Consider the following 25,174-nt stretch of genomic DNA (forward strand, 5'->3'; position numbering starts at 1 on the left):
CGGCTACCGTCAAAAAATAAAAATACTCCAGGAGACAAACCATGTTTTTTCGCAAACGCCGTACCCTGATGGCAGGCGCGCTTGCCATCAGTTGCCTGACCAGCACTGCATGGGCGCAGGCCTCCGATTACCCTCAAAAAACCGTCACGCTGTACACCGCATTTTCCATCGGCAGCGGTCCTGACGTGGTGCTACGTATCCTGAGCCAAGAGCTTGGCAAGAAGTGGAAACAGCCAGTGGTAGTTGAAAACCGCCCTGGCGGCGGTGGCTTCATTGCATTGGAGGCAGTCAGCAAACGTAAGCCTGATGGCTATTCCCTGCTACAGCTCGATAGCGAACATATTTCGGCGCTCCCGCATTTATACAAGGCCCGCCACTATTTCCCGCTGGAGAAATTTGATCTGGTCGCACCCTTGTTTTACACACCATTCATGATAGCCGTCAGTGAAAAATCCCCCTGGAAAAACCTGACCGAGCTGATCGACGCGGCTAAAAAGCGCCCCGACAGCGTCACTTATGGGTCCTGGTTTGTCGGCAGTCCTGGTCATTTGGGTGGGGAATGGCTGAGCTCGCTGACAAACAGCAAGATGCTGCACATTCCCTACAAGGAAGTAAGCCAATTGTACACAGCGGTAGCCAACGCAGAAGTGGACTGGGCGTTTGGCACCATCCCGTCCACCCGACCGGTATACGACAGCGGCAAACTTCGCTACCTCGCCATTGCCGCCCCCCAACGCCACAGCCTGTATCCCAATGTGCCCACCGTCGCGCAGGCCGGTGGACCTGCACAACTGGACGTCAATTCGATCGTATCGCTTGTCGCACCCAAGGGTCTGCCGGTAGAAATACGTGACAAGATCCACGCCGATATTTCAGAGATCCTGCGTGACCCCGAGGTGCGCAAGCGCTTTGATTCCTTTGCCTTCGAGCCGTTGAGCTGGACGCTGACCCAATTGCGCGAACGCCTTGACCAAAAATCGGCCACGTACAAAGACCTGATAGACAGTGCCAACATCAGTTTGGATTAAACATATAGGAACCATTGCCATGAGCGTGATTAATGCCATTCCCTCGCCTGTCCGGTTAACTGCCATCGCCTCCCCCGGCCAACCGGAGCCAACCCCAGAACTGGAACAGCTATACCGCGGTTTTGAGCGCGAGATGCTGGTGCCATTGTGGACAGAAATTGGTGACCTGATGCCGATGCATCCGAAAAGCAAGGCCAGCGCCCACGTTTGGCGTTGGGATCGGCTGGTGCAACTGGCCAACGAAGCAGGCCGTATCGTACCGGTAGGCCGAGGCGGAGAACGCCGTGCCATTGCGCTGGCCAACCCCGCGCTTGGCGGGCGCCCCTTTGCCACACCCACGCTTTGGGCGGCCATCCAGTACCTGATGCCTGGCGAAGATGCGCCCGAACATCGCCATACCCAGCACGCCTTTCGGTTCATCGTAGAAGGCGAAGGCGTCTGGACCGTGGTCAATGGCGATTCTGTGCGTATGTCGCGTGGCGACTTTCTGCCGCAAGGCGGCTGGAACTGGCACGCCCACCATAACGCGTCGATCGAGCCAATGGCCTGGATTGACGGTTTGGACATCCCTTTTTCCTCCTACACGGAATCGCAGTTCTTCGAAGTCGGGCGCGACAAGCTCGATCCTCAGGAGTATATCAAGCCAGCCAGGTCGCGCTCCGAACGCCTTTGGGCCCATCCGGGCTTGCGCCCTGTATCGCAACAGGCAGATCAGGCCGCCACCCCATTGCTGGCCTACCGCTGGGAGGACACGGACCGCGCACTGAGCGAACAGCTCGCACTGGAAGATGAGGGCTACAGCGCCACGCTAAGCCCAGGCCATGCAGCCGTGCGCTACACCAATCCAATGAATGGCCGTGACGTGCTTCCCACCATTCGCTGTGAGATGCATCGCATACGCAGCGGCGCACATACTCGAACCAAACGCGAAGTCGGCTCATCTGTGATCCAGGTATTTGATGGGCAGGGAAGTGTCACCGTCGGCGAGCACCAATGGGAGGTAAAGCGTGGCGACATGTTTGTTATACCCTCGTGGCAGCCTTTCACCGCCATCTGTGCTGCAGACCATGCATCGCTGGACCTTTTCCGCTTCAGCGATACCCCTATTGTTGAAGCCGTCCATGCCTATCGTGAACAGTTCGATACGCCCTGACGTGCCGGGCTCGAAGCCCTCATGTCCTGCTCACTTTCGCTTTCACCATCCCAGACTTCTGGGCTGTATGCTTATTTCAAATCGGAAACACCATGACTACAGTCAATTATCTTTGGACACCCCGTCCCGCACAAACCCTGCCCATAGTGGGCACTGAACAGCACTTGCCGATCAACCGTCTGTTTTTTGTGGGGCGAAACTATCACGCCCATGCCGCTGAGATGGGCAAACCCGTAGACAAGAGCACAGAGCGCCCTTTCTACTTTACCAAAAGTGCGCAAACCCTGACACTGTCAGGCGCTACCGTCCCATATCCACCGGAAACCAGCAACTACCATTTTGAAATGGAACTGGTCGTCGCCATTGGCAAAGCAGGGTTCCGTATTTCTGCGGACCAGGCACATGAGAGCATCTATGGCTATGCCTGCGGCCTGGACATGACCCGCCGGGACCTGCAACTGGTCGCGCGCGATAAGGGACGACCTTGGGACCTGGGTAAAGACGTGGAAAATTCAGCCATTGCATCACCAATTCTGCCAATGCCGGGCAAGGTAATAGAGCAAGGCGCCATTGAGCTATCGGTAAACGGCGCAGTCAAGCAACGTTCCAATATCGACAAGCTGATCTGGAATATCCGTGAAATCATTGCAGATCTGTCCCTGTTCTACCACTTGCAGCCGGGCGACCTGATTTACACAGGCACCCCGGAAGGCGTCGGTGCCGTCGTGCCCGGCGACAAGATAACCGGCCGCGTGCAAGGCGTGGGTGATATTGAATTGAACGTAGGCCAGCCCGCATAACGCGTTGCAGGATCGGTAAAGAAAAGCAGGAATAAACATGAAACTTTACAGCTTTTTCCGCAGCGGAACATCTCATCGCTTGCGCATTGCGCTCAACCTCAAGGGACTCGCGCCGGACTATATACCGGTGGATCTCCGCGTGGACGAACAATCCGAAGGCCCGTACAAGGCCATCAACCCGCAGGGACTGGTCCCCGCCCTTACCATGGATGACGGCAGAACGCTGATTCAGTCTACCGCCATTATCGAATGGCTGGAGGAGCGTTACCCCGAGCCGGCGCTGTTGCCAAAAGACCCTGAGGCACGCGCCCATGTGCGTGCGCTGGCTGCCATTGTCGGCTGCGACGTACACCCTATCAATAACCGCCGTATCCTGCAGTATCTGCGCAAAAATTTCAGCGGCGACGACACGGCCATAGACGCCTGGTGCGGCCATTGGATAAGCGCTGGCTTTGATGCCATAGAGACGTTATTGGCAAAGGATCGGAATCGCCAGGGATTTTGCTTCGGCAACGCACCCTCCATTGCCGATGTTTATTTGATTCCTCAGATAGAAAGCGCCCGTCGTTTTAATGTCGATATGACTCAATGGCCATTGATCTGTGCTGTTGAAAAAGCCTGCAGTGCACTGCCCGCTTTTGCAAAGGCAGAACCCATGGCGCAGCCTGATGCCTGAAAACAGATTCGGATAGTCTGCACGATGCGTTGTGCGAGCTATCCGGCTGCATTGGTAATGACTTATCTTACTGTCTGGCTGGCGTAACTATAAATGAAATGTTATCTACCTTGTGCTTGAGACCACGGATGCGCCTTCATCCAATGCCGCGCAATCGCAGCACGGGTCGTTATCCACACAAGATCACGCTGCTGCACATAGTCAAGAAACCGCTGCAGGGCGGCAAAACGACCTGGTCGGCCGATGATACGGCAATGCAGCCCGACCGACATCATTTTGGGCGTATCCTGCCCTTCTGCATACAACACATCAAATGCGTCTTTTAGATAATTGAAAAACTGCTCGCCGCTGTTGAAACCCTGTGGCGATGCAAAGCGCATGTCGTTCGTATCAAGGGTATAAGGAACAATCAACTGCGGCTTTTTTTGATTGTTGTCCAATTGAACTTCTGTCCAAAAGGGCAAGTCATCACCGTAGTAGTCCGAGTCGTAAAGGAAACCACCCTCTTGCACGACTAATCGACGGGTATTGGGGCTGTCACGGCCGGTGTACCAACCCTCGGGATGATGGCCCAACAAGGCTGACACTACCTCGACGCACTGTCGCATATGTTCACGCTCAATATGCTCAGGCGTATTCTGATAATGAATCCAGCGATAACCATGACATGCCACCTCGTGCCCCAGCTCCACGAAAGCCCGCGCAACCTCAGGGTTGCGCTCCAGCGCCATGCCTACCGCAAAGACGGTAAGCGGCAGGCCACGCCGCTCAAACTCGCGCAGAATGCGCCAGACGCCCGCGCGGGAACCATACTCGTATATGGACTCCATGGAAAGATGACGGTCGGCATACGATGCAGCGCCAATGATTTCCGACAAAAACTGTTCGGATCCCGCATCTCCATGAAGCACGCAGTTTTCGCCCCCTTCTTCATAATTCAGGACAAACTGCAAGGCAATCTGCGCTTTTCCCGGCCAGTTTGCCTGGGGCGGCTTGCGGCCATAGCCAATCAAATCACGGGGATATGCGGTAGATAAGGTCACAGGTATAACTCCATAGAACGAAATACATCGGGATAAGGCGATCTGCACGTGCCGCCAGACGAATGCCACCCGGCCAGCCTCTTGAACAGGCCTTAAGCTTACACAAAAGCAGAACGCTCCATTGATTTCTTTTCATAACGGCCATGATCCAGTCTCCTAAGATACATAAAAATAGATTCGATCAGGAGACAGTAAATGAAAGATAGCAGCAACGTATTGGGTTTTATCGGGGTTGGCGTAATGGGCGAGTTCATGTGTGCCAATCTGATTCGCAGTGGCAAGGGCAAGGTCCACGTTTATGATGTCCAGCCCGAGCCAGTCGGGCGCCTTGAAGCAATGGGCGCTATAGCATCAGGATCGCTGAAACAACTAGCACAGGACAGCGACATCGTGTTTCTCTCCCTGCCAAGCATCAGTCAGGTCGAAGAGGTCTGCCTGGGCGATGACGGGCTATTCTCGGAGGGCAACAGCCGCATTAAATTTGTCGTGGATATGAGCACCAGCGACGTCGCCCGCACGCGTGAACTGGCTCTGGCATTGCAAAAACAGGGCGTCACACTGATTGATGCGCCGGTTGCCCGCATGCGGGAGGCCGCAAAAAACGGCACGTTGCTGATTACCGTTGGCGCCGAGCCGAATATCTTCGAGATGATCAAGCCCTATCTGGAAACCATGGGCAGCGATATTGTCCTTTGCGGACAGACAGGATGCGGTCAGGTCGTCAAGATAATGAATAACATGATTGTCTTCATGACGGTACAGGCGCTTGCCGAGTCACTGGTTATCGGCAAGCGTGCCGGCGTAGACCCGGCCCTGATGTTCGATGCCCTGACCAAAGGCTCTGCCGATAGCTTTGTATTGCGCAATCCCGGCCTGAAGGCATTATCGAAAGATACTTTCCCTGAAAAAACCTTCCCTACCGAATATGCCATCAAGGATATCAGGCTGGCGCTGACGCTGGCTGAAGATGGGAAGGTCGATGCCAAAGCCGCCAAACTGACCCATTCGCTGCTTGAGCAGACTCGCGATGCAGGGTTCGTCAAGGAGTACTACCCGGTCATGGTCAAACTGATCGAAAAAGGTTACGCATAGCCAACGGCGGTCCCTCAAAGGAAATATCATGTATAGAAAAACAGTCGGAGCCGGGCTACTGGCTGCGTGTGTGCTGGCCCTGCCGCTATCGGCCGCTGCAGCCTATCCCGAAAAGCCGGTGAAGCTGGTCATCGGATTCTCAGCTGGCGGGCCTACCGATATCGTGGGACGGTATCTTGCGCAGGGCCTGTCCGAAAAACTCGGGCAAACCATCGTCGTGGAGAACCGGCCGGGCGCTACGGGCGTTCTGGCCCTGCAATCGGTAAAAAAGGAAAAGCCGGATGGTTATACCCTCATGCTGGGAAGCAGCAGCACCTTGTCGATCGAACCGGTATTCAAGAAAAATGTGAAATTCGACGTATTCAAGGAGTTGACCCCGATTGCCCCGGTTGCCAGTTATCCGTATCTGCTGGTCGTGCCCGCCTCCTCGCCTTACACGTCCATCAATAGCCTGGTGCAGGGTGCAAAGAAACAACCGGGCACCCTGACATTTGCCTCTGCAGGTAATGGCGCAGTCAACCACTTGGCCGGAGAATGGTTCAAAAGCCAGTCGGGTATCGATATTACCCATATACCTTATAAGGGTGATTCTGCCGCGGTATCCGATCTGGTGGCGGGGCGCGTTGATATGGCCTTTCTGAGCATTATCGCAGCAGACCCCCAAATTGCCGCAGGAAAAATGAAGGCCCTGGGCATTGCCAGTACCGGCGCGTCCCAACTGAAGCCGGGCATGCCAACCGTTGCCAGCGAAAGCGGCATCAACGGCTTTAGTGCAGAGCCCTGGAATGGCGTACTCGGACCGGCAGATATGCCCCCGGAAATTGTCGCCAAGCTCAATGCTGCCATCACCGAGGTCATGTCAACCGATCAGGCCAAAGAAAAACTGGCAACGCTGGGGCAGTCTCCCTTTGTCGGCACTGCCGATGAATTCGCTGCTCATATCCGGTCCGAGATGACGCGCTGGTCCGGTGTAATAAAGAAAGCCAACATAGAACAAGTGGAGTAGACCTATGCAATACACGCAACTGGCCCTGTTGATTGACGGGCAGTGGATCGACGCAACCGGCAGGGAAACAATTGAGGTGATAGACCCGGCAACAGAACAGGTGTTGGGAAAACTGCCGATGGCAACGCAGCATGACGTGGCCAGCGCCATTGCGGCCGCCGATAAGGCATTTGCCCAATGGCGAGACACCTCTGCCCTCGCCCGCTCGGACATCCTGCGGCAGACCGGCGCCCTGCTGCGACAACGGCAGGAGCAGGTTGCCCGAACCATCACCTATGAGCTGGGCAAACCCCTGGCCGAAGCCATGGGCGAAGTGATTGTCGCTGCGGAAATGTTTGAGTGGGCAGCAGAAGAAGCCCGCCGTCTTTATGGTCGAATTATTCCCAGCCGCAACCGTGACATTCGCCAGATGGTCATCCAGGAGCCGGTAGGGCCGGTCGCGGCATTCGCGGGCTGGAACGCGCCGGCCATCACACCCTCGCGCAAGATTGCGGGCGCGCTGGCTGCCGGATGCACGATAGTGATCAAACCATCCGAAGAGACGGCCGGCGTCGCGCTTCAGATCGCCCGCGCCGTGGTGGATGCCGGGTTGCCGGCCGGTGTGCTCAATGTCGTATTCGGCGAACCGGGCAGTATTTCGGAACAATTGATGGCGGCACCGGAAATAAAAATGGTGACCTTTACCGGATCCACTGCGATCGGTAAACATTTGGCGGCCCTGGCGGCGCCTACCCTCAAGAGACTCACGCTGGAGCTGGGCGGACACGCCCCTGTCCTGGTTTTTGACGATTGTGATATTGACGAAGCAGTCAAAAATATCACCGCTGCCAAATTCAGAAATTCCGGCCAGATCTGCACATCGCCCACACGCATCTATGTGCAGGATTCGATTTATGAAGCCTTCATCGAAAAAATGGCCGACGCCGTCAGCAAAATCACGATCGGCAATGGCTTTGACAACGACGTAAAAATGGGCCCCATGGCAAACCCGCGGCGACATGCCGCCATGTCACAACTCATTGAAGATGCGGTAGCCAACGGAGCCAAAATTGTTGCCGGCGGCCAGGTCATCAAAGGCAAAGGCTGGTTTGTGCAGCCCACGGTAATCCGGGATTTCAACAACCAGTGTATCGCCGCCAATACAGAACCTTTCGGCCCCCTGGCGCTGATCCGGTCGTTTTCAACGTTTGACCAAGCAATCAGTGAAGCAAATCGCCTGCCCTTTGGGCTGGCCTCTTATGTGTTCACCCTCAACAGCCGGACAGCCAAACGGGCCTCCGACAGGATCCAAAGCGGTGTGGTATGTATTAATCATTGTCAGGCCTCCTTGCCGGAAACGCCGTTCGGCGGGCTCAAAGACAGCGGCCTTGGTAAGGAAGGCGGCATCGAAGGTCTGGAGCAATTTATCAATACCAAGTACATCAGCCAGCTATAAATAACAATATCAGCCAGGAGACAATTATGAAAATGAGAAAATTGGCAATCAGCATGGCCGCGCTCTGCGGTGGCTATGCAAGCGTTGCTAGCGGCGCCATATCCGATGACGTTGTAAAAATAGGCGTATTGACCGACGTATCCGGCACCTATTCCGGTAACGTTGGCCCAGGATCCATTCTTGCCACCAAAATCGCTGTCGAAGAATTTGGCGGCAAGGTTCTGGGCAAACCTGTCGAAGTGATTACCGCCGATCATCTGAACAAGGCAGATGTGGGCTCGGCCAAAGCGAGGGAGTGGCTGGACCGCGAGAATGTCGACGTGATTACTGAGCTGGGCAACAGCGCAGTCGCACTCTCGGTCATGAATCTGGCAAAAATCAAAAACAAAATGACCATTGTGACAGGCGCCGGTGCATCACGCATCACGGGCAAAGACTGTTCACCGACTAACCTGATGTGGGTCTACGATACTTACGCGCTGGCCAAGGTCGGCACCGTGCCACTGGTGCAGGATGGCGCAAAAAAATGGTATTTCCTGACCGCGGACTACTCATTTGGCCATGCGCTGGAAAGCGATGGTCAGCGCTTTATCAAGGAGAGCGGCGGCCAGGTCATTGGCAGCACCCGGTATCCTTTCCCCGGCAATGATTTTTCTTCGTTTCTGCTGACAGCACAGCAAAGCCAGGCAGATGCAGTGGCCTTTGCCAGCGCCGGTGCCGATTTGCAAAATGAAATCAAACAGGCCAATGAATTTGGGCTAACTGCCAGCCAGAAAATCGTTGCCATGCTCATGAGCATTACTGATGTGCACGGCGTAGGCCTGCAGGCGGCACAAGGCATGAACTTTGCCGAGACCTTCTACTGGAATATGGACGATGAGACCAGAAAATTTTCCAGCAGGTTCTATAAGGAAATGAAAAAAATGCCAACTGCATTGCAGGCTGGCCAATATTCTGCGGTGCTGAACTACCTGCGTGCCGTCGAACAGGCAAAAAGCGATGATGTGGCTGACGTTATCAAAGCCCTGAAAAACATGAAAATACACGATGCTTTTGCCAGAAACGCCTCTTTGCGCGAAGATGGCAAGCTGATACACGACGTGTATCTGGTGTCCGTGAAGAAACCAGAAGAGTCAAAAGAACCTTGGGATTACTACAACATAGAAAAAACGGTTGCGGGCGCCGACGCTTTCAATCCGCTGTCCGAAAGCGAATGTCCGCTGGTCAAGGGGAGTAAATAACCGTGGACAGGCAGTATCAGGTATATGCCCTGAAATATGCGACCGTCTTGCGCAATGCCGCAGACAACTTTTTGCACAAAGATGCGCACGATGGCCCGATGCCGCTTGATTTTTATTTTTGGGTCATTCGAGATGAGCAACAGATCGTTCTGGTGGACACGGGATTTAGCCGTTGTTCTGCGCTTGAGCGTAACCGGCAGTTCCTGCACGAGCCCGTTGCATTGCTGGCATCGCTTGGCATCGAGCCGGAGCATATCGACCATATTGTCCTGACGCACCTGCACTACGATCATGCCGGCAACGTGGCGCAGTTTCCCAACGCGACCATTCATCTGCAGGAAGCTGAAATGCACTTTGCCACCGGCAAATGGATGTGCTTTGAAAACTTCCGCCATTTCTTTTCCGCAGATGATATTACACAAGTAATTCGTAAGGTATATGCCGATAAAGTACAGTTTCACGATGGCAATGCCACGCTGCCTGGCGGCATCCAGCTCATCCGTATTGGTGGCCACACGCCCGGTCTGCAGGCAGTGAGGGTCAATACCGCCAGGGGACCGATCGTGCTGGCCTCGGATGCCATGCATTACTATCGCAACTTTACGAAGGACAATCCCTTCCCTGCTATTGTCGACGTCACAGAGATGTTGCAGGGCTACCGTACGCTACGCAGCCTTGTGTCGTCCGACGATCACCTGATTCCCGGTCACGACCCGCTGGTGGCTGCACGTTACCCGTGTGTGCAAATGCACTCATCCATATTTCGCCTGGATGTCACGCCAGGTTAAGGAAGACTCATGTTATCCGATGAAGATATTATCGCGACCTGGCCTGCCCAACTGGCAGACAGGGAACATCTGGCCTGGAAAGGCCGCCACCTGAACACATCATTCCTGTTTGCCCTGGGCGAGCGCCGCTATCTGATCGCCATTCAGGAAGGCCGGATGCGTGTGCGCAACGCCTCGGCAATGACAATGCCCCAATGGGACTTTGCACTGCGCGCCGACGAAAATGTGTGGAATGAATTTTTCCAACCTATACCCCGGCCGGAGTATCACGATCTGCTGGCGATGATGAAATTTCGTCGGCTGATCATAGAAGGCAATCTTTATGCGTTCATGTCGCATTTGCTGTTTTTCAAGGCACTATTTGCGCTGTTGCGTTCCACGGAGAAATGACGATGACGGCAACCTTTGACGCAGTAACTGGCAGATATCTCAATGTCCAGCTCCATGGCAAGCCGCATCGCATCTACATTGAAACCGCAGGCCAGGGCATTCCGCTGCTGTGTCTGCACACGGCAGGCGCCGACACGCGACAATACCGGGCTTTGCAAAATGATAAGCAAGTGACCGATCGCTTTCAGGTTATTGCCTTCGATTTGCCATGGCACGGCAAATCGTCTCCACCACCAGGCTGGCAGGACGAACGCTACCAGCTGACCTCGTCTCAGTATATCGATACGATTCTGACCGTGATGGACGCACTGGCGCTTGAGCAACCTTATGTCATGGGCTGCTCTATCGGTGGACGAATCGTCCTGCATCTTGCCCTGCATCATCCGGAAAAGTTTTCCGGCCTGATCGGTCTGCAGTCCGGCGCCCATGTCGATCCTTATTACGACCTGGACTGGCTGCACCGTTCCGATGCGCATGGCGGCGAGGTGTGCGCCGGCATTGTCTCCGGACTGGTGGGCCCCTGCAGCCCGGATCGCGAGCGCTGGGAAACCTTGTGGCACTATATGCAAAGCGGCCCTGGCGTATTCAAGGGCGATTTGCATTTTTATACGATGGACGGCGATATTCGCGGCCAGGTCAGCCAGATCAACACGCGCCAATGCCCGCTCTGGCTCTTGTCGGGCTCTTATGATTATTCCTGCACGCCCGCTGATACAGCCTTGCTGGGCAACACCATTGCCGGCGTTAAATGGCGCATCATGGATGGACTGGGCCATTTCCCAATGAGCGAGGACCCAGCGACGTTCGCAAGCTATTTATATCCCGTCCTTGACGAAATTTATGCAGGCCATCAGAACACAAACAGTTGAACGACTAGTCACGCTGCTGGCCCACTGTCAGACCAAATGCACCGCACAAAAAGAAAAAGGCTGAAGTTCAGCCTTTCTCCTTACGACACGGCAAGACAGGATCTGTCCTTAATGCCGCACGCGCATGCGCCCTAGCCCAGGCCAAGCAGACGCATGGCCTGCTCGCGATCGGCCACTGTCGCGTACTTCTGTTTCATATCGAACAGGTTTGCCTCGTGCGGCGCCAGTGCCCTGTCGCCGACACAATCGGCAACGACCAACGGGCGAAAGCCCAGTTGCATGGCATCGACCACCGAGGCGCGTACGCAACCGCTGGTGACTGCGCCGGCGACCAGCAGGGTTTTGACACCGCGCTGCGTCAGCCAGGCTGCCAGCGACGTACCGAAAAAGGCCGATGGCACATTCTTGCGTACGATCAGCTCTCCCTGAACCGGCGTCAGTTGCGGCACAATCTGGCTATTGGGTTCGTTTTCCAGTAAGCCCAGCATGCCGGGAACCTTGATACTGAAAATATTATTGTCAGCACCATCGTCCGCGTACACAATGCGTGTGTGCGCCACGGGCCAGCCCTGTTCGCGTGCCGTTTGCAGCAGTTTTTCCGTATTGTCTATCGCCTGGGCAATATTGCCGCCGCCAAAGACCTTGGGATCGGCAAAGCCGTTGACCAGGTCGATAATCAACAGGCCATAGGGCGCCACCGGCTCCAGCTCGGCGCCAAAGCCCTGCTGCTCATAGACTGCGTCTGCCTTACTCATGTGCGCCCCCGTCCAGAACCTTGCCATCACGCACGACATCCACGCCATCCAGTTTGACCGTGCAGTGACGCAAGGGAATATCAATATGACATGCCGTGGTTCGGCTGCCGCCTGCTTCATTATTGGGCCCCAGAGAAAACAGGAAATTGCCTTCGAACGCGCGTGCATCCATGCCTATTGTGTTTTCCCTGTCGTACAGACCCAGCGTGGACCAATAGGCACGTGGTTGCAGCCCCCAGCCGATATGGGAAATGGCATAGCCTTCCGGGTCGTTGAATGACTTCATGTACTCGTCCAGCAACTGAGCATCAATGCCGCCATCTATACGGGTGGCATAACCATTTTCGACTGTCAGGGTAATGGGTTCGGCAACATATTTTTTCTGCGGCAATAAGATATCGCCTTTATCAATCACGATACGTCCTGTCGCCCCGCCTTCGTTGGGCCAGGTCAGGGTAAAGCCGCTGGGCCAGTGGTCCCAGCGCCCGGGCTCGTCCACATAACCATACTCGCTGATGGCCGGAAATTCACCCAGGGGGCAGCGCAAATCGGTGCCGGCCTCAGAAGTGATATGCATTTGTTTTGATTTGGCAATCAGCGCAGAGGCCGCTTTGACCCGCTTTCGGTCCGCTTCGATAGGCACTGTACGAACCAGAATTTCCGGCGGTTCCACGGCCAGCAGGATTTTGGTGCCGCTTTCAAGAATTTCATGTTGTTCCGGTGAAAACAGCAATGTCATCAGATCCAGCACAAGATCACTGGCCTTGAGCGCGGCAATGGCCGCCTTGTTCCCGGTCAGTGGAGTGGTGCCCAGATACGCCAGCGCATCCCTGCTTAATGCCTTTTCAGCATTGACCGGCGGCAGATCCAGCCGGTTGACAATGGCGCCTTTGGATTGCGCTGCAATGGTTGCGCATAACAGCGTTTGCGGATGCGTTGACATACTGGTCAGGATCGTAACAGTCTGCCCGGCCTCAAGATTGGACAGCGTCAATACCTTCTGCCATGCCTCGATAAGTTGATAATCGCTTACAGCCATAATAGTCCTCATGAAAGTGCTCTGCTGCGGGCAGCCACCCGCAGCGCCGGTACGACAGTCTTAATCGAGCCGGGCGCCAAGAAAGTCGCCAAAGGCGACATAAAATCCCGCTTCGTTGTCCCAGGGAATCATGTGTCCCGCATCGCTGACTCTGGTCACGGTCAGACCGGGAATCAGTGTCGTGATTTCCTGAACGTCTTGATCAAGAACCACATCGCCGCGCTCGGCCGTCATCAACATGACCGGCACCTTGATTTGCGGAAAATTGGCATGGACGTCGTCATTCTGAAAATCATTAAAGCTCTGGATAATGGCGCGTTCATCGCATGTGTGCAGCCACTGCGCACGAAGCTGCAGTTGTTCCTGCGTCCAGGTCGGGCAAAAGGCGCGCATTGCTTCGGCATCGCACCCCTTGCGTGCCATGGCCATGGAATCAACATACCAGGGCAGTTTGGCGGGATAGGCGCGACGGCCCGGACCCGAGACCGGCGGGTCTACCATGACCAGCGCTTCAAGGCCTGCAGGGGCGGTGCTCGCCGCACGTGCGCCGATACGCCCGCCCATGGAGTGACCAACCAGGATATAACGACTCAGGCCCAGGGCTTTGGCAAACGCAACCACATCGGCAGCCTGCGCATCCAGACCATAGTCCAGCGTATCGGACGCCTCGCTCAGACCCCGGCCCCGGACATCCAGGATGTATGTATCAAACTGGCGTGCAAAGCGCTCGCCAACAAACCCCCAGGTCACCGCCGGGCTGGTAATGCCCGGAATAATGATGACCGCAGGACGATTCGCCCGTTCACCTTCGTTACCGCCATAGCGCAAATAATGCTGCCGGATGCCGTTGGCCGATATATTGGCGCCATATAGATAGTGACTCATTCAAACTCCCTTAAATAAAAATTACATCCCGGCCAGCACAGGCGTTGCGCCATTAATGCTGGCCAGTTGCAGCGCCTCGCGCACTGCCTGTGGTGTAAACGGCGCCTGGTAAAAGCGCAAGCCGCAGGCATCAAACAAGGCATTGGCCACGGCCGATGCACAGGGCACCGAGGCCGACTCGCCTGCGCCCATGGGCGGTTCATCCTGCCTGTCCATCAATACGACATCAATAGGTGGAATGGCCGTAAAGTCAATAATCTTGTATGCGCCCCACTCTGCCTGTACGGTGCCGTTGGCATCGAAACTGACCTGTTCATACAGGGCGCGGCTGAGCGCCTGGATCACATTGCCATGCAATTGGTGGCGTACCCCCGCAGGATTGACCATTTGTCCGGTGTCCTGGCCAACCACGATATGGTTCAACCGGATCTCGCCCGTACGTGCATTGACGCTGATATCTGCAATCCATGCCGACCAGGCCGCGCCAAAGCCGGGAAATTTGGAATGTATATAGCGGGCGTAAGAGACGCCCCGCCCGTGCAGCCACCCTTGCGCATCGGGCGCCCCGCGGCTACCGGGCTTGCCGGGTTGCCAGTGCGCCCGCTCGCCCACAGCCAGCAGCAATTGCTGGGCGCGCTCGTCGGCCGCCAGGTTTTTTACCCGAAACGCCAGCGGATCGACTTGTGCTTCGAACGCCAGCTCATCTATAAAGCAGTCATGGGCAAATGAATTGGGTAGCGCCGAGACCCCGCGAAGCCAGGAGGCGCGCACAATGGTCGCCATATCGTTGCAGACGATTTTCTGGCTTGGATAGCCATAAGGCGGCACCGCAGTGCGATCACCCATTTGCAGGCTGCGCGGCAACGCCGGCTCTTTGCCGGTAAGCAACAACGCCAGGAGCGGCCCATCGTTTGACGGGTAATGCGTGGTGAAGTCGTAATGCCGCAAATTGCCTTGTGCATCAATCGAGCCCTGCACATCCATCAACTGCGCAGCGCCCTTGGGTTCCCAGCCATGTTCCTGCTCGCGGCTCAATTGCACACGAACCGGCACACCGGCATGCTGTGAAAGAAGGAGCGCGTCGGCACAAACGTCATCGGCACAATTGCGGCCATAGCAGCCGGCCGCCTGCAGACGAATTATTTCTATGTGTTCTTCATCAAGGCCACTGAGCTGGCTAAGATGCACTCTCAACATATGGGGGTTTTGCGAACCGGACCAGACTCTGACATGTCCAGGCTGGTAATCTGCGACCGCGCATGAAGGCCCGATGGAGGCATGCATCTGGTAAGGCCAGACATAGGTTCGTTTGATATCGACCCTGGCGTCAGGCAGATCGGAGTGGTCGCTACGGTTATCCTGCAGAATACGTTCGCTCATGGCCTGACGTCGAATGGCCGCTTCCAGATCCTGAAGGTCTTCCAGCGGTGCAACAGGCTTCCAGGTCACCTTGAGCTCACGTGCCGCGCGGATCGCATGCTCTTCGCGGCGCGCCGCCACACCGACAAAATCGCCCTGCACGATCACTTTGATGTCAGGACAGATATGATCTACGCTAGCGGTATCCACACAAACCAGGCTGTGGCCGATAAAGGCGCCCGTATCTCGTCCGACATAGGGAGGCCGTACGACCCGGCCATGCCACATGCCTGGAACCCGCATATCATGGACATAGACAAACTGGCCCAGTGCCTTGGCGGGGATATCCACGCGGGGCTGGGAGTGACCCACAATTTTCAGGTCTTTGGCTGCCTTGGTCTGAACGTCGTCCTGCAGGTATTGGCGATATTGCTTTCCCGCCAGCAACGTCCAATAATCAATGGCGTGACCTTGCGCAGAAGATATCCGGCCGTCCTGAACAAACAAATGCGCCGCATCAACATTCCACATGCCGGCAGCCAAATCCACTAGAATATGACGGGCCTGGGCAGCGGCCTGGCGCAAGGGCCGGGCTGTGATCTGGATGGATGCACTGGCAATGGTGGGACCCTGATTGGGCGAAGCATCTGTGTGGCCCAGCACCATCTGCACGGCAGACATCGGCACATCCAGCTCATCGGCCACAATTTGCGCCAGCGCGGTCTGAATGCCGGTACCCAGGTCAACGTGGCCGCAAAAGGCCCGGACCCAACCCTGCTCGGATACAGCAACGAACACATCGTCATAATCCTGCAGATACACAGACACCACCCCGGGCTGCCCCGGGGCAGGCGCAGGCGGCACAACCGGCGCACGCAGCACCAGCAGGGTGCCAGTAGACTCCAGGAGCGATTGTTGCTCGGTACGAGGTGCCATATACGTCATTAACGGTATCCGGTTCAGGCGTGTGTTGGACAAGAAGATTAACTAAAGTGTACACGCTATATTAAAATGATCAAACACCAAAAGCACATCTTCTAAAAAATGAAAATAGATCTGCAGTTTGCAGTGTAAACTCTGGTTATGCTAAGAAAATACTAGTAAAAACCCGCAGAATGACGAGTTGATACACTCTTGTTCATTTTCATGAAATTCTTTGTTTGCTGAAAAAATTAAAGTGTGTAAACTTATTATTAGTTGACACACTGTACGCCCTGAACATGAATCCTATTGCCCCCCGCCCATTCGCCCTATCGGTCAATAACGAACAACACAACGTGACCGTTGAGTCCGATACCCCGCTGCTTTACGTATTGCGCAATGACCTGGCCTTAAATGGCCCGAAGTTCGGTTGCGGGCTCGGCGAATGCGGCGCCTGTACGGTATTGGTGGATGGCGTAGCGGCGCGCGCCTGCGTCATACCAGTCAGCGTTATAGAAAATCGCAAGGTCACGACCCTTGAAGGGCTCACCGAAAATGGCCAGCCCAATAAGGTCCAGCAGGCCTTTATTGATAACCAGGCTGCGCAATGCGGCTATTGCCTCAACGGCATGATCATGACAGTACAGGCACTATTGAACCGCAATCCCAATCCCTCGGAAGCACAAATTCGTAACGAACTGCGTCACAACTTGTGCCGTTGCGGCACCCATGTAGAAATCATGGCGGCCGCAATCGCAGCGGCCCGGGGGCGACCATGACCATGGACCTGACCGCTCCCACCGCTACCGACATAAGTCACACGCCAGAGGACAGCGCCGGCGTTGACCTGTCCATACCAACCGACAGCCAATTGCTGCATGGCGTTGTATTGCGTCCGCCCCATTGGGAACTGGGCATACAAACAAACCGGATTGCGCAGTTGCAGTCGCTCGACAGCGATCGGGCAGCCAACGTGCCAGGCGTAGTCAATTGCATCGCACGCGGCAGCTTTGTCGGCGTTGTCGCCGTACAGCGCACGCAGGCGCAGCAGGCTTGTGCCTTGCTGCACGCCACCTGGGTGACGCCTGTTGCTGCAGGCGCCGATGTGCAACCCTTAACACACCAGACAGCCACGCCAGGCACGATCCATTCGGCAACCGGGTATGAATGGAATAACCACCTGGCCGCCGACGCACCGGATTGGGCTATCGCATGGCACCGGGACGATCAACTCACAGTGTGGGTCAATACCAATCGTCAGCCGGCCCTCAGGCAGGAACTGAGCGCACTACTGGGGCTGGTACCCGAAGCGGTCCAGATTGTGCAACATGGCCAGCACACACAGGACGGGCTGGAGACCGCCGTCGAAGCCGCGCTGTTGGCCTGGGATTTACACCAACCGGTACGCGTACAAGCAGCCTACGCACCTGCCGCATTAGCGGTCAAAGTCGAGCAGAACGCCCAGGCGGCAAGCCAACACCTTACAGACCGGGAGCAATGGAGCATCAACGCGCTTGACCCACGCCGTGCGTCCATCGCCGGCCGCTTATGCGGACTGGACTCGACCTCGGCCACAGGGATGGCACTGCTTACGGAATATGCCAGCGCCCCCGTTCAAAAAAGCGGCAGCAGCCTGGTGGCCACGGACCCCTACAGCTATACAGCCGCCACGGTGTTTGCACAGGAATCGCATTTCGATGAATATTGCGAAAACCGTCAACTGGATCCGGTACAGACCCGTCTGGCACAAATCAACAGCGAGCGCGGGCACCAACTGTTAAAAAGCGTTGCCCAACAAAGCGGCTGGGATCAGGCAGCATCCGGCCCGGCGGCCAAGGCTGCCGGGCTTGGCCGTGGCATTGCCTATAGTCATATTATTGATAACGACAGGAATCCTCCGCAGGAAGTATGGTCGGTCTGGTCGGTAGAGCTGGCCGTGGATGCGCGCAGCGGCAGCCTGGCCGTTAGCAAGCTGACAGTGGGACATGATGCAAGCCATAACGAGAGCGCACCGCCCAGCACCCCGGAAACCCAGCGCCTGCTGAAAGACCGCCTGGGCAAGTGGACGCAATCCCTGTTGGGGCAACAGACCCAACAAGGCGCCAATAGCCATTCTGAACAAGACAAACAGCGCCCGTTGGCGCTGCCCGAGGTACAGGTCATCAATAGCGCCCGCTCGCTGGATCAACCGCTGGCCTGGGGTCCGGGCGTTGAGCTGCCAGCAGCGGCTGCCATTGCCAATGCGATATACAGCGCAACCGGACTGCGTATTCGCGAAACGCCATTTGCATTGCCCACCCTGTCGCTGGAGCCGCCGCCGACAGCAAAACGCAGCCGACGCTGGCGCAACAGCTGGCTGGGCGGGCTGATGGCTGCCGCGACCGGCGCCCTGGTGGTTGCCGCCCCCTGGCGCACCAGCATTCCACCCGTTGCCCGGGTCGATACTTCTATTTTTTCCGCGCAGGCGATTGAGCGTGGCCGGCTTGTCGCGCTTACCGGAGATTGCATGGTCTGCCACACGGCGCCGGGCGGCCAGACCAATGCCGGCGGCCTGGGGCTGGATACGCCTTTTGGCACCATCTTCACCACCAATATTACACCCGACCGGGAAACCGGCATTGGCGCCTGGTCATATAAAGCGTTCGAGCGCGCCATGCGCGAAGGCATCCATCGCGACGGCAAGCATTTATACCCGGCATTTCCCTACACCGCCTACGCAAAAATGTCCGACGAGGATTTGCAATCGCTTTATGCCTACCTGATGACCCGCCCTGCTGTCTCGGCGCCCAATCAGGAAACCCGCCTGCCCTTTCCAATGAACCTGCGCCCCCTGGTAGCGGGATGGAATGCCCTGTTTCATCGGGACCGGCAAGCCTACGCGCCAAATCCGGAAAAGAGCCCGCTTTGGAACCGTGGCGCCTACCTGGTAAATAGTAGCGGACACTGCGCTGCCTGTCATTCACCTCGCAATGCACTGGGCGCTGAAAAATCCGGAGAAAACAACTTTCTGGCTGGGGGTTTCGCCGACAACTGGGAAGCCCCGGCGCTCAACAAACTGTCGTCCTCGCCCATTGCCTGGACCGAGCAGGAGCTATTCCAGTATTTGCGCACGGGCTACTCCCCCTTGCATGGCGTTGCCGCCGGCCCGATGGGGCCCGTTGTTGCAGGGCTGGCGCAACTGCCAGAATCCGATGTCCAGGCCATGGCTCATTACCTGGCCAGCCTGAATCCAGCAGCAGCCGAATCGACGCACAACCCGGCCGTGTTGGCAGCCAGACTGGAGGCAGACAGCCAGGCGAACCAGGAGGCACGACTGCTGCCCGGCGAGACCTTATTTAATGGCGCCTGTGCGGTGTGCCACGATTCGGGCAGCGGCCCGGTTCTGTTCGGCGCACGCCCCTCGCTGGCACTCAATAGCAATCTACATAGCGACCATCCTGATAACGTCATTCAGGTTTTGATGCACGGCATAACCCGCCCGGCCCAGGCAAACCTGAGCACGATGCCTGGCTTCAAAAACAGCATGAATGACGCGCAAATGGAATCACTATTGCAGTACATGCGCACGCGCTTTGCACCGGACAAGCCCGCCTGGAACAATCTGCGTAAAAAAATCGCCGAGATCAGGCAGCAACAGGGGCATCCATAATCGCGGGAAAAATGCACCCAAATTCGTCGCTACAGTCAGCAACGTAGCGAGAGATGGCCCATTGAAAAACAAGACATGACGCAGTTGCGCGGCGGTTTGCGGTGCAGCCGCTCTGGCAGCAGATCTGATGTTGCGTTTGTTACGTGCCGGAACGCTTGGGCAAGCAGGCTGCGCTGGCAAAAGCGCCTATTCGCCCTCAAGGCCGCTGGCGTTCATTTTTTGCAATAGATACAAAATAGCGACCTGTTCGGCCGGGTTTAGCTGCCCCATGGTGAGCCGGCTGATTTCCTGTGCGCGAGGAATCGTGCGAGACAGCAGCGCCTGCCCTTCGGTGGTCAGGCTGGCAATCACCTTGCGCTTGTCCAGCTTTCCTGGCGAGAGCGCAATCAGGCCGCGCGCCTTCAAACGATTGATAATCCCGCGAATGGTTGCCTGATCGATCGCCGTGGCCTCTACCAACTCGGCCTGGGAACTGCGCCCACGATCACGCAAGGCGCACAAGGTAACAAACTGAATGGCCGTCAACTGGTCATCGCCCACATTCTGCTGAAAAATGGCCGTATGACGCTGTACCGCCTTGCGCAATAAGTGTCCAACCTGCTGGGTGACATCATACGGCGCGCGGCAAGGCCCTGCTTCTGTTTCAGGTTGCTCGTGTTTTCTGGACATAGTTAGGCTGCTCGTTCTTTTGACGTGATTAAGCTGTAATGATGACGCATCTATAACTTTTACCCGATATTTTGGCTATAAGTATACCCGCTGGCAATGCGCAATCCTTGCAGCACTTGTACTGGCGTATGAAGCAATGGCGCTGAAAACCTCCCCGTTTGTGGCATGCAGCCAACGCACATTTATAGCCTACACACTATTTAATAGTATATAACAATCATCATTCATCGGACATAAACAACGTTAATAATGACATTATTTGGTGCGCCCTTGCCAATTCACACCCTTCTGGTGCAGACGGTCCAGACACAGCATGCTCGTTCGAAAAACCACTATTGATGGCGCTGACCAATGCGCCAATACCGTTGATAATCATCACGAAATTTCATTTGTGAACCAACATGGGGCAGTGCCGTATAAAGTAGCCAGTCTGCGCGAATCACAATCGACATTATCTGTTTATTTTTCTTACATCAAAACAGCCCACCTGCTCGTAAACCCCAATTCGTTTTTATTTTAATTCACAAAATAAGTGTGTACACTCTTATTTAATTGAAATGAACTTGAATTGGATAGTCAGGAGATAAGTTATGAAAGAGACAGTCAAAATCGCAATCGTCGGCGCCGGCCTGGGTGGTGCTGCAGCGGCGACCCTGCTGCAGAAAGCGGGCTTTGAAGTCGAAGTATATGAACAGGCGCCAGAGTTTTCACGACTGGGCGCGGGCATTCATGTCGGCCCTAATGCCATGAAGGTTTTCCGCCGCATGGGGCTGGAAAAAGAGCTGGAACAAATGGGCTCGCATCCGGACTTCTGGTTCAGCCGGGATGGCAATTCAGGCGAGTATTTGTCCCGTATCCCCTTGGGTGCGTGGGCCAAAAAAGAATACGGCGCATCCTATATCACCATCCATCGCGGCGATATGCATGCCCTGCAGATGTCCAGCATCAAACCGGGTACCGTTCACTTTGGCAAGAAACTGGAAACGCTTGAAGACGATGGCGATAAAGTTCAGCTGGGCTTTGCTGACGGCACGCGCGTCACCGCCGACATTGTGATTGGCGCCGACGGCATTTATTCAAAAATTCGTGAAACCCTGCTGGGCGTTGAAGCGCCTACGTATAGCGGCTGGGTCGCACATCGTGCACTGATTCGCGGCGAGAATCTTGTCAAGTTTGCCGATGAATTCGAAGACTGCGTCAAGTGGTGGACCGAAGATCGGCACATGATGGTTTATTACACGACCGGCAAGCGTGACGAATACTACTTCGTGACCGGCGTCCCGCACGAAGCGTGGGACTTCCAGGGCTCATTTGTGGACAGCTCACAGGAAGAAATGCTCGCTGCATTCGATGGCTATAACTCGACCGTACAAAACCTGATTCGCTCTACAGAAAACATTACCAAATGGCCCCTGCTTAATCGCAACCCCCTGCCCATCTGGAGCCAGGGCCGCCTGGTCATGCTGGGCGACGCCTGCCACCCCATGAAGCCACACATGGCTCAGGGCGCGTGCATGGCTATTGAAGATGCCGCCATGCTGACCCGCTGCCTTGAAGAGACCGGGCTTGGCGATTATCGGACAGCCTTCGAGCTCTATGAAGCCAATCGCAAAGAGCGCGCTTCCAAGGTCCAGTCGGTCTCGAATGCAAACACCTTCCTGCTCAAGCAGGAAGACCCCGGTTGGGTTTACGGTTACGACCTCTATGAGCAGGACCTGACTAAACAAAGCGCCAGTACCAATCCATAACACACTACCCGGAACCGGATGAATGGCGTTGACCAGCTCATCCGGCTCTATTGTCCCTCGTGCGGACCCCTACCTCCAGGAGACATTTGACGTGAACTCGACCACTTCAAACCCACCATTGCTCCAAACCGGCGAAACAAACCGGGATCTCTATACAAAAATTACCTGGCGTCTTATTCCCTTTCTGTGTTTCTGTTATCTTGCCGCATACCTGGACAGGATCAATGTCGGTTTTGCCAAATTGCAAATGGTGGAAGATCTGCAATTTAGCGTCACCGCCTACGGCCTTGGCGCAGGTCTGTTTTTTGTCGGCTACATTATTTTCGAAGTGCCCAGCAATCTGATCCTGGAAAAAGTCGGGGCACGCATGTGGATCGCGAGGATCATGATCACCTGGGGCATTCTGTCAGGCCTGACCATGTTCGTTACCACGCCCACGCAGTTCTACACCCTGCGCTTTTTTCTTGGCGCCGCCGAGGCGGGCTTTTTACCTGGCGTCCTGTATTACCTGACAACCTGGTATCCCACCTATCGCCGCGGAAAAATCATTGCCCTGTTCATGATTGGCCTACCGCTATCGAGCGTGATTGGCGGCCCTATTTCAGGCTGGATCATGAACCACTTTGATCAGTTGCATGGCCTGCGCGGCTGGCAGTGGCTGTTTTTGCTCGAATCCATTCCAAGTGTGCTGCTGGGCATACTGACGTTCTGGGCCTTACCGGATAATCATCACAAAGCCAAATGGCTGAATAATGAAGAGCGGGCGCTGCTGCAGCGCGATCTGGATCACGACAACGCCGAAGGAAAACACAGCAAGCATTCATTCAAAGACGGTTTTTTCAATATCAAAGTGTGGATGCTGGGCAGTATTGATTTTTCGATTCTGCTGGGCGCCTATGCCATCGGCTTCTGGATGCCGACGTTCATCCGTAATGCCGGGGTCGCAGATACCTTTGACATCGGTTTACTCACAGCCATTCCCAGTATTGCGGGTGTGGTTGGCATGCTGGCCATCGGCGCCAGCTCCGATCACCATCGTGAGCGCCGCTGGCATTTATCAATCCCGCTTACCGTGGGCGCGATCGCCCTGACCTGCAGCACTTTTGTTTCAAGCAACCTGATCCTGACTGTTGTGACCTTTACCATTGCCTCCTGCGCATTGCTGGGTGCAGTACCGGTCTTCTTCAGCCTGCCTGCGACCTTCCTTAAAGGGACTGCAGCAGCAACCGGTTTTGCCCTGGCCTGCTCGATTGCCAATATTGCCGGTCTGGTCAGCAACTCGCTTATTGGCTGGGCAACCGATTTGACCGGCACCGCACATGCCGCCTTATGGTTCTTTGCCGTGTGCTTGTTGCTCAATGCCGTGCTCGTCATGGCAGCCTTTCCGGCCAAACTGGTCAATCGCTGATCCAACGATAAACCTGTGGCGCCGTCATGACAGCCTCTGCGATCCGGACGTGATCGCAGAGGCTTTTTACATAAGGGCACAGTGCATTGATGCAGATACTGTATGCATGTCAGTTTCGCAAACGCCTTAACTGCCCGCGCCGCCATAACGCAGGGCGTTGAGCACCAGGGAAAATGCAGTAGAAGGCTGGCGGCGACTGGGATAATAGAGATGGTATCCGGTAAATTTTGGGCACCAGTCCTGCAGCACCGAAACCAGGCGCCCCGATTCAATATGCGGCATCAGTTCGTCCTCGGGTAGCAAGGCGACACCCAGCCCGGCCAGCGCAGCATCCACCTGCGGCTGTGTGGTGTTGAATATGAGCGGGCCGTCCACTCGCACATTAACCTGTTTACCACGACGCTCGAAGTTCCATACATACAGCCCACCGGACGATTGCATACGCTGGTTGATGCAGCGATGCCCCATGAGATCCTGCGGCTTGCGTGGCACCGGATGGGAAGCAAAATATGCGGGCGACGCCACCACGGCCAGACGTAGCGACGGGCCGATAGGCACCGCAATCATATCCTTGTCTATCGTGTTGCCCAATCGCACACCGGCATCGTAGCGGTCTGCCACAATATCACGAAAGCCATAATTCACATCAAACTCCAGCTTGATGTCCGGATACTCACGCAAGACCGGCTCAAGTCTGGGCAGCAGGATGGCATGCAATACATGATCACCACAAGTAATTCGCACGGTGCCGGCCGGCTTGTCACGCAACGCCGTCAATTCATCCAGTTCGGCCTCGATTTCATCGAAACGGTGGCCAATGGCCAGCAACAGACGCTCGCCGGCGGGGGTGGCCGACACACTGCGTGTCGTACGGGTAAGCAGGCGAATCTGCAGCCGGGCCTCCAGACCGCTGATCGCCTGGCTTAGCGCCGATTGCGTTACGCCGAGCAGCGCCGCTGCACGCGTAAAGCTACCTTCGCGCGCCACCGTCACAAAAGAAACAAGGTCGTTCAGATTACGCCTGACCATGAGCAAGATCCCCGCAGAGTTTATTTATTAGTATATCTTATAAGCCCTTTAAGCATTCATTAGCTAGTCAAGGCAGCCTGTTTTTGCCACAATATGTGCTATGAAAAAGTTGATCTGTGCCTCCATGAGGCGCTTGCGGCACCCCACTTTTGCGCTACTTGGCGCCTCAATTGCAGGCTTGCTTGTTTTCA

Annotated in this window: 23 protein-coding genes; 15 read left to right on the forward strand and 8 right to left on the reverse strand. The window is 55.7% G+C overall.

Annotated features, from left to right (window positions below):
* The first annotated feature begins 41 nt into the window (after nucleotides 1–41).
* The 4 genes from EV681_RS21275 to maiA all read left to right on the forward strand — a co-directional run bounded on the left by EV681_RS21275 (nucleotide 42) and on the right by maiA (nucleotide 3,657).
* Nucleotides 42–1,028, forward strand: a complete 987-nt coding sequence (locus tag EV681_RS21275) for a Bug family tripartite tricarboxylate transporter substrate binding protein (protein WP_128396507.1) — start codon at nucleotides 42–44, stop codon at nucleotides 1,026–1,028.
* A 19-nt stretch (nucleotides 1,029–1,047) separates the two neighbouring features.
* Nucleotides 1,048–2,181 carry a cupin domain-containing protein gene (locus EV681_RS21280; protein WP_128396508.1) on the forward strand — a complete coding sequence of 378 codons (1,134 nt, stop codon included), beginning with the start codon at nucleotides 1,048–1,050 and terminating at the stop codon, nucleotides 2,179–2,181.
* 92 nt (nucleotides 2,182–2,273) lie between these two features.
* Nucleotides 2,274–2,981, forward strand: coding sequence for a fumarylacetoacetate hydrolase family protein (locus tag EV681_RS21285; protein ID WP_128396509.1), 708 nt, complete (start codon nucleotides 2,274–2,276; stop codon nucleotides 2,979–2,981).
* Nucleotides 2,982–3,018: 37 nt separating this feature from the next.
* On the forward strand, nucleotides 3,019–3,657 hold the full coding sequence (maiA, locus tag EV681_RS21290) for a maleylacetoacetate isomerase (RefSeq protein ID WP_128396510.1): 639 nt from the start codon (nucleotides 3,019–3,021) through the stop codon (nucleotides 3,655–3,657).
* Nucleotides 3,658–3,758: 101 nt separating this feature from the next.
* On the opposite strand, the gene puuE is transcribed toward maiA, so the two are convergent.
* Nucleotides 3,759–4,700 carry an allantoinase PuuE gene (gene puuE / locus EV681_RS21295; RefSeq protein ID WP_128396511.1) on the reverse strand — a complete coding sequence of 314 codons (942 nt, stop codon included), beginning with the start codon at nucleotides 4,698–4,700 and terminating at the stop codon, nucleotides 3,759–3,761.
* Nucleotides 4,701–4,895: 195 nt separating this feature from the next.
* On the opposite strand from puuE, the gene EV681_RS21300 reads away from it, so the two are divergent.
* Genes EV681_RS21300 through EV681_RS21330 form a run of 7 tightly spaced genes read left to right on the forward strand, consistent with a single transcriptional unit; the run spans nucleotide 4,896 to nucleotide 11,521 of the window.
* A complete protein-coding gene (locus EV681_RS21300; protein WP_128396512.1) occupies nucleotides 4,896–5,792 on the forward strand; it encodes an NAD(P)-dependent oxidoreductase in 897 nt (298 codons plus the stop codon).
* Between the two features lie 28 nt (nucleotides 5,793–5,820).
* Nucleotides 5,821–6,798 carry a Bug family tripartite tricarboxylate transporter substrate binding protein gene (locus EV681_RS21305; RefSeq protein ID WP_130305181.1) on the forward strand — a complete coding sequence of 326 codons (978 nt, stop codon included), beginning with the start codon at nucleotides 5,821–5,823 and terminating at the stop codon, nucleotides 6,796–6,798.
* A gap of 4 nt (nucleotides 6,799–6,802) precedes the next feature.
* Nucleotides 6,803–8,233 carry an NAD-dependent succinate-semialdehyde dehydrogenase gene (locus tag EV681_RS21310; protein WP_130305182.1) on the forward strand — a complete coding sequence of 477 codons (1,431 nt, stop codon included), beginning with the start codon at nucleotides 6,803–6,805 and terminating at the stop codon, nucleotides 8,231–8,233.
* A 26-nt stretch (nucleotides 8,234–8,259) separates the two neighbouring features.
* A complete protein-coding gene (locus tag EV681_RS21315) occupies nucleotides 8,260–9,474 on the forward strand; it encodes an ABC transporter substrate-binding protein (RefSeq protein WP_128396515.1) in 1,215 nt (404 codons plus the stop codon).
* A 2-nt stretch (nucleotides 9,475–9,476) separates the two neighbouring features.
* Entirely contained in the window at nucleotides 9,477–10,262 is a 786-nt protein-coding gene (locus tag EV681_RS21320; protein WP_242612351.1) for an N-acyl homoserine lactonase family protein, read from the forward strand.
* A 9-nt stretch (nucleotides 10,263–10,271) separates the two neighbouring features.
* Nucleotides 10,272–10,652 (forward strand): hypothetical protein, encoded by a 381-nt coding sequence (locus EV681_RS21325; RefSeq protein WP_128396516.1) that lies wholly within the window; start codon nucleotides 10,272–10,274, stop codon nucleotides 10,650–10,652.
* Nucleotides 10,653–10,654: 2 nt separating this feature from the next.
* Nucleotides 10,655–11,521 carry an alpha/beta fold hydrolase gene (locus EV681_RS21330; protein WP_128396517.1) on the forward strand — a complete coding sequence of 289 codons (867 nt, stop codon included), beginning with the start codon at nucleotides 10,655–10,657 and terminating at the stop codon, nucleotides 11,519–11,521.
* Nucleotides 11,522–11,652: 131 nt separating this feature from the next.
* On the opposite strand, the gene EV681_RS21335 is transcribed toward EV681_RS21330, so the two are convergent.
* The 4 genes from EV681_RS21335 to EV681_RS21350 are packed head-to-tail and all read right to left on the reverse strand — an operon-like array spanning nucleotide 11,653 to nucleotide 16,504.
* Entirely contained in the window at nucleotides 11,653–12,276 is a 624-nt protein-coding gene (locus tag EV681_RS21335; protein WP_130305183.1) for an isochorismatase family protein, read from the reverse strand.
* Complete coding sequence (locus tag EV681_RS21340) at nucleotides 12,269–13,315, reverse strand: 2,5-dihydroxypyridine 5,6-dioxygenase NicX family protein (RefSeq protein ID WP_130305184.1); 1,047 nt, start codon at nucleotides 13,313–13,315, stop codon at nucleotides 12,269–12,271. The genes EV681_RS21335 and EV681_RS21340 overlap by 8 nt, the downstream gene beginning before the upstream one ends.
* Nucleotides 13,316–13,375: 60 nt before the next feature.
* The gene (locus EV681_RS21345; protein WP_128396520.1) at nucleotides 13,376–14,200 is read right to left on the reverse strand and encodes an alpha/beta fold hydrolase; all 825 of its coding nucleotides are present in this window, start codon (nucleotides 14,198–14,200) and stop codon (nucleotides 13,376–13,378) included.
* 21 nt (nucleotides 14,201–14,221) lie between these two features.
* The gene (locus EV681_RS21350) at nucleotides 14,222–16,504 is read right to left on the reverse strand and encodes a xanthine dehydrogenase family protein molybdopterin-binding subunit (protein ID WP_128396521.1); all 2,283 of its coding nucleotides are present in this window, start codon (nucleotides 16,502–16,504) and stop codon (nucleotides 14,222–14,224) included.
* A gap of 275 nt (nucleotides 16,505–16,779) precedes the next feature.
* Between EV681_RS21350 and EV681_RS21355 the strand changes: the two genes are divergently transcribed.
* Complete coding sequence (locus tag EV681_RS21355) at nucleotides 16,780–17,259, forward strand: (2Fe-2S)-binding protein (RefSeq protein WP_128396522.1); 480 nt, start codon at nucleotides 16,780–16,782, stop codon at nucleotides 17,257–17,259.
* Nucleotides 17,256–20,129 (forward strand): cytochrome c, encoded by a 2,874-nt coding sequence (locus EV681_RS21360; RefSeq protein WP_165393166.1) that lies wholly within the window; start codon nucleotides 17,256–17,258, stop codon nucleotides 20,127–20,129. The genes EV681_RS21355 and EV681_RS21360 overlap by 4 nt, the downstream gene beginning before the upstream one ends.
* 186 nt (nucleotides 20,130–20,315) lie before the next feature.
* On the opposite strand, the gene EV681_RS21365 is transcribed toward EV681_RS21360, so the two are convergent.
* Both EV681_RS21365 and EV681_RS22610 read right to left on the reverse strand, forming a co-directional pair.
* Nucleotides 20,316–20,798, reverse strand: coding sequence for a MarR family winged helix-turn-helix transcriptional regulator (locus tag EV681_RS21365; protein WP_128396523.1), 483 nt, complete (start codon nucleotides 20,796–20,798; stop codon nucleotides 20,316–20,318).
* 220 nt (nucleotides 20,799–21,018) lie between these two features.
* A complete protein-coding gene (locus tag EV681_RS22610; protein WP_165393167.1) occupies nucleotides 21,019–21,177 on the reverse strand; it encodes a hypothetical protein in 159 nt (52 codons plus the stop codon).
* A gap of 211 nt (nucleotides 21,178–21,388) precedes the next feature.
* On the opposite strand from EV681_RS22610, the gene EV681_RS21370 reads away from it, so the two are divergent.
* Entirely contained in the window at nucleotides 21,389–22,546 is a 1,158-nt protein-coding gene (locus EV681_RS21370; RefSeq protein ID WP_128396524.1) for an FAD-dependent monooxygenase, read from the forward strand.
* 91 nt (nucleotides 22,547–22,637) lie between these two features.
* The gene (locus EV681_RS21375) at nucleotides 22,638–23,954 is read left to right on the forward strand and encodes an MFS transporter (RefSeq protein ID WP_242612352.1); all 1,317 of its coding nucleotides are present in this window, start codon (nucleotides 22,638–22,640) and stop codon (nucleotides 23,952–23,954) included.
* A gap of 126 nt (nucleotides 23,955–24,080) precedes the next feature.
* On the opposite strand, the gene EV681_RS21380 is transcribed toward EV681_RS21375, so the two are convergent.
* Entirely contained in the window at nucleotides 24,081–24,983 is a 903-nt protein-coding gene (locus EV681_RS21380) for a LysR family transcriptional regulator (protein WP_128396526.1), read from the reverse strand.
* Nucleotides 24,984–25,174 lie beyond the last annotated feature (191 nt).

Source organism: Advenella incenata (assembly GCF_004217095.1).
GTDB classification, from domain to species: domain Bacteria; phylum Pseudomonadota; class Gammaproteobacteria; order Burkholderiales; family Burkholderiaceae_B; genus Advenella; species Advenella incenata.